General features: G+C 59.8%; 6 protein-coding genes and 1 pseudogene. 6 read left to right on the forward strand and 1 reads right to left on the reverse strand.

All coding sequences use genetic code 11. The annotated features are described in order from the left end of the window. Window positions 1-29: 29 nt before the first annotated feature. Window positions 30-1,007, reverse strand: coding sequence for a LysR family transcriptional regulator (locus tag GOX88_RS19990; protein WP_170406083.1), 978 nt, complete (start codon window positions 1,005-1,007; stop codon window positions 30-32). A 161-nt stretch (window positions 1,008-1,168) separates the two neighbouring features. Between GOX88_RS19990 and GOX88_RS19995 the strand changes: the two genes are divergently transcribed. The 6 genes and pseudogenes from GOX88_RS19995 (at window position 1,169) to GOX88_RS20020 (ending at window position 13,030) form a co-directional block, all read left to right on the forward strand. Beyond that, window positions 1,169-3,562, forward strand: a complete 2,394-nt coding sequence (locus GOX88_RS19995) for a GcvT family protein (RefSeq protein WP_170406086.1) — start codon at window positions 1,169-1,171, stop codon at window positions 3,560-3,562. After that, entirely contained in the window at window positions 3,559-5,973 is a 2,415-nt protein-coding gene (locus tag GOX88_RS20000) for a GcvT family protein (protein WP_174826194.1), read from the forward strand. The genes GOX88_RS19995 and GOX88_RS20000 overlap by 4 nt, the downstream gene beginning before the upstream one ends. A gap of 9 nt (window positions 5,974-5,982) precedes the next feature. Then, entirely contained in the window at window positions 5,983-6,747 is a 765-nt protein-coding gene (locus GOX88_RS20005) for a hypothetical protein (RefSeq protein WP_217354264.1), read from the forward strand. Window positions 6,748-7,038: 291 nt separating this feature from the next. Continuing rightward, on the forward strand, window positions 7,039-7,251 hold the full coding sequence (locus tag GOX88_RS23780; protein WP_367648090.1) for a helix-turn-helix domain-containing protein: 213 nt from the start codon (window positions 7,039-7,041) through the stop codon (window positions 7,249-7,251). 24 nt (window positions 7,252-7,275) lie between these two features. Further along, window positions 7,276-7,608: pseudogene (locus tag GOX88_RS20015) on the forward strand (TetR/AcrR family transcriptional regulator C-terminal domain-containing protein); the annotation flags it as partial. Window positions 7,609-7,975: 367 nt separating this feature from the next. Continuing rightward, entirely contained in the window at window positions 7,976-13,030 is a 5,055-nt protein-coding gene (locus GOX88_RS20020; RefSeq protein WP_170406096.1) for a hypothetical protein, read from the forward strand. Window positions 13,031-13,041: the final 11 nt, after the last annotated feature.

A 13,041-nucleotide genomic window follows, 5' to 3' on the forward strand; every position in this document is an offset into this window, starting at 1 on the left:
ACAGGGGGAGAGACGCTTGATCGGAAATCCTAATGATTGGGATAAGTGCCGGTGAAGTATGCGATCTGATCGGCGATGCCCGGAAAACGGCGGTTGAAATGCGCACGCAGAATATCGGCGCATTGATGGGCCAGACGGGCCGGGATATCGCCCAGATCTTCTTTGCGCGACACCACTTGCACGCCGCGTTTGAAGCCAGAAAACGGCAGCGGCACAATGCGCAACGGCATCCCTTCGGCCACACCATCGATCAGCAGCGAGGGCGTCAGAATCGCGAAACATTTGCCGGTCACCACACCGGCCACCACCATTGAGGACCGGTCCGCCTCCATCGCGCGGGGCAGGTTCAGGCGACAGCGTTGCAGGTGTTGATCAGTGCGTCGGCCCACCGGGGTAAGCGCGCCGAACCGCACCAGAGACAGGCGTTCGGAAATGGCGTGAATATCGTCCTCGGGGCCATCGTACCCTTCGGGTAACACCAAAAAAAATGGTTCTTCCATAACAGGATAAGTGTCATAGTCGTCGCTCAACACGAACAGTTCCGAGGTAACCGCCACATCGATCTTTCGCGCGGTCAGAGCACTTTGGTGATCGCTGGCCAGACCCGCTGACAGGATCAGTTCTGGCACCTGCAAATCATGCTCGACAAAGTCGAAAAGCCCAGGGGTCAGCGTCGTGGCAATTGAGGCCAGAAGCCCAACGCGCAACACCGGCAGCGAGGCGGCCTTCAGGTGGCGCAGGTCCGATTTAAGGTCTTCGATCTCATTGAGGATGCGATATCCGTGCCGTTGCATGGCTTCACCCGCGTGGGTCAGTCCCAGCGGTCTGTGAGACCGGTCGATCAGTGTCACCCCAAAGGCGCTTTCCAGGTTTTTCAGATGCTGCGAGGCCGCCGACTGGGTGATCCCCAAGGCATGGGCCGCCGCCGTCACATGGCGCATTTCCGCGACGGCCATGAACACTTCGATGGCCCGAAACAGATTAATTTCAGTCTCATTGCGCGTCATTTTCGCCCTTTTCTCCGCAACTTGCAGCCAATTGCACCACACATCCCGGTCAGGAACGGCGCAAGCTCTGCTTATCATTAGTTGTAGTTATGATGATAGACGACACTTGATCCCCCTGATGCCGCGGCGAACATGGACGGCAAGAGCGAGGAGTGCCCTACATGGCGGGAACCATCATCATCGGCGGCGGCGCGATCGGGCTGAGCCTGGCCTATCACCTGGTCTCGGCCGGGGCGACGGCAGTGCAGGTGCTTGAGCGAAATCAGCTGACCTCGGGCACCAGCTGGCACGCGGCGGGGATTGTCGGTCCGCTGCGTGCGACGCCGAACATGACCCAACTGGCGATGTATGCCGGAACGCTTTTCCCGCAGTTGGAAGAGGAATGTGGCCTGTCCACGGGGTATCGTCGGACCGGTGGCTATTGGCTGGCGCGTGACCGCAACCGAATGGATGAACTGCATCGCATTGCGTCGCTGGGCCGGAATTTTGGGCTGACGCCATCCATCCTGTCCCCCATTCAAATCGACGTCCCCGGCCTCAGCACAGATGGGTTGGTCGGCGCATTGCGGGTTGAGGAGGACGCCAACGTAAACCCCGTGGACCTGTGCATGGCCTATGCCAAGGCCGCACGTGCCAAAGGGGCGCAGATCCGCGAAGGCGTGCTGGTGGACCGGTTGCTGGCCGAGGGCGGCAGGATCAAAGGTGTAGCTCTGGCCGACGGGACCGAATTGTTCGCGGATCGTGTGGCGCTGTGTGCCGGAGCCTGGTCCAGGAAACTGGCCGATGCAGCGGGCGTCGCCCTGCCCCTGCAGGCGGTGGAACATATGTACGTGGTCACCGAGCCGATGGCCGGATTACCCAACCCCTATCCGGTATTGCGCGATTTGGACCGTGGTTTTTACGTCAAAGGTGACGCGGGCAAGCTGGTGATCGGTGGCTTTGAGCCGAATGCGAAATGCTGGGATGCTTTTGGCCCCGAGGGAGACCGCCCGTTTCTGGAGCTGCCCGAGGATTGGGATCAGTTCATACCCTTCATGGAGGGTGCCTTGGAATTGATCCCGGCGCTGGCCGAGGCGGGCATTCAGCATTTCATGAACGGCCCCGAAAGCTTTACTCATGACACGCGCCCCCTGATCGGTCAGACGCCCGAAGTGGACGGGCTGTATGTGGCGACGGGCATGAATTCAGTCGGTGTCATGTCGTCGGCCGGTGTTGGCCGGGTTCTGGCCGAATGGATGATCGAGGGCCAAGCGCCGATGGACCTTTGGGAGGTCGATGTGGCGCGCGTCGATCCGCTGGCTGCTGCTGCCAGCCATATCGAATCCCGGATGGAAGAAGCCGTCAGCGACGCCTTTGCCCTGCACTGGCCGTTCAAACAGCCCAAGGCCGGGCGTGGTCTGCGCAAATCGGCTTTGCATGACAAATGGGCGGCGGCAGGGGCCGAATTTGGCCTCACCGCAGGTTGGGAACGCGGGCTGTGGTATGCGCGGGACGCTAGCGAACGGGAGCTGCCCTACTCCATCGGTGAACAGCCCTGGCAGGAAATCGCCCATCGCGAAGCCGCAATCATGGAGCAGGGAACGGCTCTGATCGATCTGTCTCCGTTCGGAAAGTTCGACATCACCGGGCCGGATGCGCTGGCGCTGATGCAATACCTGGCGACTGCCGATCTGGATATTGCGCCCGGGCGTGCGGTCTATACTCCGCTTTTGAATGCTCGCGGTGGCATCGAGGCCGACGTCACCGTGCTGCGGCTTGGTTCGGATCATTTCCGCATGGTGTCCGGGGCAGCAACCCGGCAGAGGGACCTTGCGTGGCTCCGGCGTCACGGCGCAGGGCGTGACGTGGTAATCCGAGATGTCACCGAAGACGAGGTGGTGATCGGCGTGATGGGGGCCGGGTCGCGCGATACTCTGGCGGCATTGTCTGATGCCAACTGGCGTAAGTTCCCGTTCTCCACGGCCCGCGATGTTGTTGTGGCAGGCGTTCCTTGCCGTGTGCTGCGGGTGAGTTTTGTCGGAGAGTTGGGGTGGGAACTTTATATTCCCGCTCAACACGGCAGGCCGGTATTCGATGCACTCTACGCGCAAGGTGCGCGGCCGATGGGTCATTTCGCGCTGGACGGGTGCCGGATCGAGAAAGGGTTCAAACATTGGGGTCATGATCTTGGCCCCGATATTTCTCCGCTGGAGGCCGGACTGGGCTTCGCCGTGGCATGGGACACAGAGTTTCTGGGCAAGGCGGCATTGGCCCGGGAAAAGACCAAAGGCCCGCGTCGCCGCGCAGTGATCTTTGAGCTGCCGGACAAGCCGCTCATTCTGCATGACGAATTGATTCAAGAAGGCGGTCGCGTGGTCGGTGCCACCACTTCGGGCGCTCGGGGTGCCCGCACCCGAAAGACTTACGCGCTGGGGCTGGTCGAAATCAGGCCGGGGGAAACCCTGCCCCAAACCTGCGCCCGCAGCTTCACCATCGAGGTGGCCGGTAAACACTATCCGGCGATCCCGCTGATGCGCCCGCCTTTTGACCCTAAGAATGAACGGATGAAATCATGACGATCACACAGGCTCAGGTCCTGATCATCGGAGGCGGCGCCATGGGGGTGTCGCTGATGTACCATCTGACCAAGGCGGGTTGGTCGGATGTGGTGCTGACGGAAAAGAACGATCTGACCCACGGGTCAACCTGGCACGCGGCGGGGCTGTGCACGCATTTCGCCCATAACCCGACCATTCAGGAACTGCGCGCCACCTCGGTCCGGCTGTATCGTGATATCTTGCCGGAAGAGACCGGCGGCACCTGCGGCTTTCACCGCTCGGGCGCGATGCGGATCACCTCGAACCCGGACCGCATGGATGAGTTTGCCCACGTGGCAGGGTTGAGCCGCTTCACCGGCTATGATCTGCAGATGTTGACCCCCGAAGACGTGAAACGTCTGCACCCACTGGCCCGGACCGAAGGTCTGTTAGGTGGGATATATGAACCCGATGACGGCCATGTGGACCCGACGCTGGCAACCAATGCAATGGCGCAAGTGGCGCGCCGGAATGGTGCCACGATCCTGCGCTACAACCCTGTGACCTCAATCCGGCGCGAAGGGGAATTCTGGGTGGTCGAGACCGAAAAGACCACCATCCGCACGCGCCATCTGGTCAATGCTGCGGGCACCTGGGGTTGGGAAGTTGGCCAGATGATGGGGCTGAACATCCCCTCGGTTCCAGTGCTGCACCAATACCTTGTGACCGACACGGTGGGTGCCGTGGCTGATCGGATCGCAGCAGGCCAGCCCGAACTGCCGATGATCCGCGACCCGGAAGAAAGCTGGTACGTGCGGCAAGAACGTGACGGGTTGATCCTTGGCCCTTATGAAAAGAACGCCGAGGCCTGGTCGATTGACGGCTGTCCGCCGGATTTTGGCGCCGACCTGATGCCGCCTGATCTGGACCGGGTCGAGGACATCATCATGATGGCGATGGCGCGCATTCCGGCACTGGAAACCGGCGGGATCAAATCGGTGGTCAATGGCCCGATTACCTTTACTCCGGATGCCAACCCGCTGATCGGTCCCGCCCACGGATTGCCCAACGCCTGGCTGCTGACGGGGTCTTCGATGGGAGTGATGGAGGGCGGTGGTGCCGGCTGGTTCCTGGCCCATTGGATGACGCACGGTGCGCCGCCGATGGACGCGTTGGCCGTGGACAGCCGCCGGTTCGGTAATTGGGCCGACCGCGATTATCGCGTGCAGAAGGCCATCGAGTGTTTCGGCCTGCAATTCGGCGTGCATTACCCGCACGAAGAACGCCCGGCCGCGCGCGGCAAACGGCTGTCGCCGATCCACGACCGGATGATCGCACGCGGCGCGGCGATGGGGGCGGCCTATGGCTGGGAACGGCCCAACTGGTTCTCGGGCACGCTGGGCGACGAAGCTGTACCAAGTTTCCGGCGGTCCAACTGGTTTGACCGGGTAGCGTTGGAATGTGAAACCGTCGCCGATCGCGTCGGTCTGGCGGATATGTCGGTGTTTGCCAAGTTCGACATTACCGGCCCCGATGCCCGTGCCTTTGTGGACAACATTGGCGCGAACCGGGCACCGAAGCCCGGACGGATCGGCTTGACCCATACCCTGACCCCAGCAGGCGGGACGCAGTCGGAATTTACCGTCTCGGTTCTGGCAGAAGATCACATCTATCTGACCTCTGCCGCAGCCGCGGAAGAGATGGATGACGATCTGCTGCGCGCTCGGGCCGAGGGGTTTGACGTCACGATCACCCGCGTAACCGACGACTTCGGGGTGCTCGGTTTGATGGGGCCGAAATCGCGGGACGTGTTGGCGGCGCTTACCGATGCTGACCTGGGTGTCGGTTTCCCATGGCTATCCGTGCGTGAAATCGACATGGCAGGCATTCCAGTGCGGGCACTGAGAGTATCTTATGTCGGCGAACTTGGCTGGGAACTGCATGTGAAATCCAAGGACATGCCGGACCTGTTTGACGCCGTGGAACACGCCGGGAAACCGCATGGCCTGGGCTTTTTCGGCGCCTATGCGATGAACGCGATGCGGATTGAAAAAGGCTATCGTGCCTGGGGTGCGGATTTCACCACCGAGCGCACCCCGGCGGAAACCGGTGCAGGTCCGATGATCAAGATGGATCATGAGTTCATCGGCAAGGACGCTCTGGCCAAACGGATGCGGGCCGAAGATCGCTGGGACATGGTGCTGCTGGACGTGGAAACCACCAACGTCGATCCCTATTACGCCCACGGTGTCTATCAGGGCGACCGGGTTGCCGGCATCGTCACCTCAGCCGCTTTCGGGCATCGCACCGGCAAGACACTGGCGCTGGCCTATTTGCGCGACCCGACCGCGCGGGACGGGTTGAGTGTCGAGGTTCTGGGCCAAAGGCGCGGCGCGGTAATTCTTGACCGCCCGCCTTATGACCCGGACAACAACCGCCTGAAGAACTGAGGTTACCCCATGGCGACACACCCGATTATCGTGCTTTGGTCTCATCCCCGCTCCATGTCCACCGCGACCGAGCGGATCATGCGGGAACGCGGCGATATGGACTGCGCCCACGAGCCGTTCATGTATGACTATTACGTGCATCGCAAAAGGCGTGTCATGCCGCATTTCGATGTTCAGGAAGGCCATCCCACGCGGTATGAGGACATTCGGGACATGCTTCTGTCCCGGGCCGACGCCCGTCCGGTGTTTTTCAAGGACATGGCCTACTACGTATTGCCTCACATTCTTGAAGACACGGCGTTTCTCAACCGCTTGACCCACGGATTTCTGGTGCGCGATCCCGTCGCCTCGATTGCGTCATACCACCGGTTGGACCCCGAAGTGACGGATGAGGAAATCGGCCTTGAGGCGCAGCGGCAGCTGTATGACGGGATCAAGGCAGCCACCGGTCAGGCCGCTCCGGTCATTTCGGCCGAGGATATGCGGGACGACCCTCGCGGTGTGATGGGTGCACTGTGGCGCGCATGGGGGTTGGCTCCTGCGGATCACGCTTTTGACTGGCAAGGTGATGTGCCACGAGATTGGGGCCAAGTCGAAGGATGGCACGGAGACGTGAGCCACGCGACCGGTATCCGCCCGATCGAGGAAGGTGAGCGCCAGCGCCAGATCGACAGGTTCGAAGCTCAGGCGGCAACCGCGCCGCAACTGCACGGATACCTCGATCATCACCTTCCGCATTATCGAGAACTGAAGTCTAAAAAACTGACAGCCTGACGATCTGAATGCGCCGCGGACCCCATTGAATCAGCAGTTGGGCGCAGGATGACCCTGCGTCGTGAGAGTCGTGACGGTTCGAGGCAGTGTCGTTGCGATTTCTCGAACAATCAGAGACGTTTAAGCCGCAATCCATCGCTGACACACAGCAAGAGGGTTGGTGGTCAGCTGTTGGCAATCGGTGTTTCAAAAGCTTTGCGCATTGTGTGCTTGATGCGCACTGACAGGTAACGCGCAGTTTCACCCCGTGGGCCGCCTTATGAAACTGACTTAAAAAAAAGACAAAATATCATCGAAGCTGCGGTTGAAGAGTTCCGCGAACATGGGTTTCATGGCGCCAACACGACAAGAATCGCCAAACGTGCCGGAGTTTCCAGCCGAACGCTTTACAACCACTTTGAAAGCAAGGATGCGCTGTTCGAGGCAATCGCCCAGATCATGATCGAGCGAAACTGCGTCATGGCGCCGGTCCCTTATGACGCGGATCGTGACCTGAATGCATAGCTTGTAGACGCGCTTGAACAGTCCGTCATAGTGATTACCGACAAAGAGACGTTGGGATTGAACCGCATGGTCAACGCAGAACTGTTGCGAGATCTCGACCGTGCCCAGGCATTTTATGCCGAACTTACGACGCATAATTACCCGATCACGCAGCTCATCGCCGGGGCGATGGAGGCCGGAACCATGCGCAAGGCCGATCCCTCTTATGCGGCCAGCCAGCTTCTTGGTCTGGTCAAGACGTTCTTTTTCTGGCCGGTCTATCTGCTGGGCGAGCGGCAGGATACGTCGGGCATAATGGAAGACTGTGTGAACATGTTCCTGTCGCACTATGCTGCGGACAAGGAAGCTGCTCAGTAACGGTGGGCGCAGAACCTGCGCACCTGATGTTGCATGACCTGTTCAATGCCGCTTTCTGCCTTTGGGCGTGCGTGCAAGAGGGTCGAAAAATTCGATACACCGCCCGGTTTTCCCGCCGGTTGGCCTGGTCCGGGAGGTCACTGTCTGCGGGTTTGGTTCCGAACATGCCTTCAACCTGCGGACCAATTCGCGTTCAAGTGTATCAATTTGAAATTGCTGCTAAATATCAGCTTGAAACTTCCAAAGCTCCGATTGAGACACCGCGTGCAAATTAACGTTCACACCGCCTGACTTTGCCACATTTAGGCCGGGTTTCGTTCTTAGGGAGCCCTCTAGCTAATAAAAAAGTCTTTGAGGGGAGACATCGGTGAATACAGGCGGTTTGGGGCGGTCCGTGCAGGCGCGCGTGGCCAGAGGTGGTCGTGTTGTTAAGTGGAAAGGCAGGATTGCCAGCATTGCACCTTCAGTGTTCCTGGCCTCGGCATCCATAGGGACAGTGCCGTCGGGAATGGCCCTGGCAGAGGTTATTTCCACTCCGCAAACCTCTCCGGTGGTGTTCTTGAATGACGAGGATAACAGCATCACCTCCACCGGCTCGGTGATGGTGTCCACGGCCACGGCCCCCGCCGTGACGCTCGACCCGGTTTATTCCAACACCCTGACCAACGATGGCACCGTGTCGGCAACAGCCAATGCTACGGCGATCGGCCTGCTGGTGGACACTCAGGTGCTGCCATCCGGCCAGATCGTGAACAATGGCGCGATCAACGCAACGGTTGCCGGTGCGACCAGCAATGCCACGGCGATGAGCTTTTTGACCAACGGCGATTTTGGCGGGACGTTCCAGAATAGCGGTACGCTGTCGGCCAACGCCGCGACTATTGCAGACGATGCAGTCGCCGTCGGCGCCGGGTTCGAGGACGGTGTTCAGGCAACCGGAACGGTTCAAAACGGGGGAACAATTTCCGCTGTGGCAGCAGCGGGGTCTTCGGACGCGACAGCGGTGGCGCTGCTGTTTGGCGATGACGTCAACACCACCATCAGCAACACCGGAACTCTAAGTGCATCAACGACCGGCGGTGCCAGCGTTTCGGCGGCCGGTGTCCATGTAGAGGGCGCGGTAAACGGAGACATCGTCAATTCGAACACCATCACCGTTCAGACCAATTCCGGAGCTGAAACAGCACAGGCCACAGGCGTACAGGTCGACAATGGCCTGACAGGCAACGTGACGAATTCAGGTAACATCACGGTAAAGGCTCTCAACAGCCAAACCAGTTCAGATGCCGATGGAGTCCGCGTACTCAACGGCCTGCAGGGGAATGTGACCAACGCGGGCACGATGACAATCGCAGCGTCGGGGTCTTCATCCGTTGACGCCGATGGGTACTATGTCACTAGCGGTCTGACGGGCAGTTTTCTGAACTCGGGTAGCATCCAGATCAATGCGCAGGGCGGCTTTAACGAAACCGACGCGGATGCGTTCTATGTCAGTGGCGGGATGACCGGTGACATTACCAACTCCAATACGGTGACTGTCAACGCGGCGGGGTCTTCATCAGTCGATGCGGACGCGTTTTATGTCAGCAGCGGTCTGACCGGCAACTTCCTGAACTCCGGGAGCATTACGGTCAAAGCCAACAGCGGCTTCAGCGAAGGCGATGCGGACGCGTTTTACGTCAGCAGTGGCATGACCGGGGACATCACGAACACCGGAACGGTCACCGTTGAATCCACCAGCACGTCGGCGGCCGATGCCAAAGCTTTCAATGTCTCCAGTGGGCTTGACGGTAATTTCACGAACTCTGGAACAGTCTCGATCAACGCGGCTGGTGGTTTCAGCCGGGCATCGGCTGAGACCCTGCACATCGCTGGCGGGATGACCGGAAACCTAACGAACTCTGGCACTGTTACGGTGGTTGCAACTGGGTCAACAGAAGTACGTGCAGATGGGTTTGATGTCAGCAGCGGCCTGACGGGGACGGTCACGAACACCGGCACGATCTCCGTGGACGCCTCGGGATTTAGCGAGGTTTCGGTCAACGGCATCGACATCGCCGGCGGTCTGGCAGGCGACCTCAACAACGGGGGCGACATCACGGTCAAGGCCGATGCCAGCGGCTCAAGCGCGCGGGCCAGCGGTGTGGACATCACAAGCGGCCTGACGGGCAGCATCACCAACTCTGGCAGTGTTGCAGCTGTTGCACATGCAGGATCCGAAACAGCCAACGCAGCCGGACTGCGTGTCGGCGGAGGCCTGATGGGGAGCGTCCACAACACCGGTTCTATCCAGGCCGAAGCCGTTGCCAGTTCGTCGAACGCATATGCCTATGGATTGCTTTCGATTTCTGGCATGACCGGCCACATCTTAAACGATGGCTCGGTTTCGGTCTCGGCTGCAGGGGTCGAAACGGCAGAGGCTGCGGGTTTCCACGTTGATGGCCTCTTGGTAGGCACTTTCGCGAATTCCGGCAGCATCTCTGTCGAGGCATCGGCCTCGGGGACAAACCACGAGGATGTCATGGTGATGGGTGTGGATGTCACCGGGCCAATGCTCGGTGGTTTCAGCAACGCCGGAACCATTTCGGTGAAAGGCACCGCTGAGGACAAGCAAGCCTATGCTTATGGTCTGTACGCCCATGACGGTTTGGCCATGGGTGCAAAGAACACCGGCCTGATCCGCAGTGAAGTCGACAGTGTCACCTCGGCTGATGTCTATGGCATCCGGATCGATGGCGGTCTGGACGGCGCATTCTCGAACACGGGCACGATTCAGGTTATCGGCCACACGGATGAGGATGACTTGGACGCCTATGGCGTTAGCATCCGCGACGGTGTCACTGAGGATGTTAGCAACAGCGGCGTGATTACGTTGCAGGCAAACGCCGGTGGTGAGGCCGAGGCGATCGGGCTGAGAGTGTCCGGTGAGGCCGAGGTAGACATCCTGAATGCGGGCACGATTTCGATTGTCACCCAAAGCCATACCGAGGATGCGCTGGGGTATGGCATTTCCATCATTTCGGGGCTGGATGGCGATATCGTCAATACGGGCGTGATCTCGGTTCAGGGGATTGGCGCAACCGAAGCCACCGTTGCCGGGGTCTACGTCAATCAGCACTGGAACGGTGCGCTGAACAATTCCGGCACCGTCCTTGCCATTGCGGATGCGGGCGAGGAAGAGGCGCATGCCTATGGCGTTCTGACCCGAAATGACGCGGTGGATGCGGATATCAACAATTCCGGCTCTTTCGCGGTGCAGGCCAGTTCCGATGAAGAATATGCCTACGCCTACGGGATCTACTTTGATCATGAAGCGCCCAACAGCACTGTGACGAACACAGGATCAATGGCAGTTCAGGCTGAAGCCCAAGAACAGGCGCTTGCATCGGGGGTCTACTCGCAACACGGGATGACGGGCGACTTCAGCAACCAAAGTGCAATTACCGCCACGGCGAGTTCATCGAATAATACTGCCATCGCCAACGGATTTTATGTCGGTGGCGATGGCAGCGTCGACGACTTCAACGGTAGCATCACAAACACTGGCTCGGTAACCGTGCAGTCCTCGGCACAAGACGAAGCTGAAGCCCATGGGTTCAATGTCGAAGAAACCGTAAACGGAGACTTTTCGAATTCGGGCTCGGTGACAGCACACGCGACATCTCAGGACACCGAGGCGCAGGCTTACGGCTTTTACACCGGGTCAGGCGTCAACGGTAACGTCAGCAACAGCGGCACAATCGCGGTTCAGGCGCAGGGTCACAGTGCCTACGTGGCAGGTGTGTTCATCCGGGACGGGCTTGATGGTTCGCTGACCAATTCGGGCACGATCACCGCGCAAAGCGTGTCACCGACCGAGGATTCCTCGGCTCGCGGCATTTACATACGCGGCGGCACCAGCGGGTCAGTGCAAAACAGCGGCGACATCACCGCTTTTGCACAAGGGGCCGAGAGCGCGCGGGCGCAGGCCGTTCTGCTTTACGATACGATGGCGGGAGATGTCTTCAACTCGGGAACCGTGACGGCGACAGCTGCGCTGGTCAATCCGACATCCAGCGCCGACGGCACCGCTGCAGGGTTCTATATCGAAGACATGCAGGGCAATTTCTCGAACAGCGGGGTCATTCAGGCGTCCGCTTCGGGTGGCGACATGGTCCACGCCTATGGCCTGTACTTCGACAACTTTGATGGTGAAATCACGGCAGTCGGCAGTATTTCGGCAACGTCTGAGGCTGGCGATGCCTATGCGATCTATCTGGGCACCGGCACCGGGACCCTGAATCTGGTCAGCACCGACAAGGTCGGCGGGGTGATCCGGGTGCAGGATCACGACGTCAATCTGGATGCCAATGGCGGCAGTACGGTGTTCTATTTCGAAGATGCCGCAGCAGGGTCCGGGGTGTTTACCACCACGGTCTCGGATGGGCACTCGGGCTGGTTCGTGCAGGATGAAGGCGGTGCGGCGCCTGTATACGCCAGCGTCGATTCCGCGGATCTGCTGACGTCGGCCGATGTGACGGCCTTTTATGGCGGTGCGGTTAATGGGTCGGTAAATGCGCTAAACTACGGGGGACAAGCTCAGGTCACGCGCAACTCTACCACCGGTCGGGTGTCGGGTATCAGCTTTGGTCCCTTCCGCCCCTATGTGATGATCGATGCCGCATCGCGCCAGTTCGAAAACGAAGGAACGGACACCAATGTCACATTGTTCAACGGCAGCGTCGGCTATTCCGGGCAACTGGACAGTGGTCTGGCGCTGGCCTTGGGGCTGGGCGTGTTCCGCTCGGACGGGGATACGGACACCACGGATTTCGACACCGATGGCGTGTATCTGGATGCCTCTGTAGGTCGTCAGTTCGGCTTGTATACGGTTGAGGCCGGTCTGGGTTTCGGCTGGTTGTCCACCGACCGGTCCCGCGAAATCACCGGCAGCGCCGATGCCAATGCTGAATATGACAGCACGCTGGTGACCGCCTATCTGGGGGCAGAACGGCCATTCGATATCAGCAACGCGTTCTCGCTGATGGGCTTTGGCGATGTGCGCTATACCCGCCAGAAGGACGACGGCTATACCGAGACCGGTTCCTCGGCCAATGCCACCGTCGGGGACAGCACCACCGAAGTGATCGAGGCCCGCTTGGGTGTCGATGCGGAAAGAGCGCTGGACAATGGCGGCATTCTGGTTGGCCAGCTGTCGGGCGTGCTGCGGCGGGATCTGGGTGATTCCGATACATTGGTGACGGTATTCTCGACCACGCAAAGCCTGTCTTTCGCCTCGAACGATTTCACCGGCGGCAGCGTGCTGATCGGGTACGAGCACGAGTTCGTCCCCAACATGCAGTTCGAAGCCAATGCCGAACAGGAAATTGGCAGCGACGCGCAGGGGCCGAACTTCCGGGCCGGACTCCGGTGGTCTTTCTGACCGGTGTCGAA

Source organism: Ruegeria arenilitoris (genome assembly GCF_013030985.1).
Lineage (GTDB): Bacteria > Pseudomonadota > Alphaproteobacteria > Rhodobacterales > Rhodobacteraceae > Ruegeria > Ruegeria arenilitoris_B.

What these genes read in the sequence shown, in the direction of transcription:
- GOX88_RS19990 (WP_170406083.1), bottom strand. Translation starts at nt 1,007, where the DNA reads ATGACGCGCAATGAGACTGAAATTAATCTGTTTCGGGCCATCGAAGTG.
- GOX88_RS19995 (WP_170406086.1), top strand. Translation starts at nt 1,169, where the DNA reads ATGGCGGGAACCATCATCATCGGCGGCGGCGCGATCGGGCTGAGCCTG.
- GOX88_RS20000 (WP_174826194.1), top strand. Translation starts at nt 3,559, where the DNA reads ATGACGATCACACAGGCTCAGGTCCTGATCATCGGAGGCGGCGCCATG.
- GOX88_RS20005 (WP_217354264.1), top strand. Translation starts at nt 5,983, where the DNA reads ATGGCGACACACCCGATTATCGTGCTTTGGTCTCATCCCCGCTCCATG.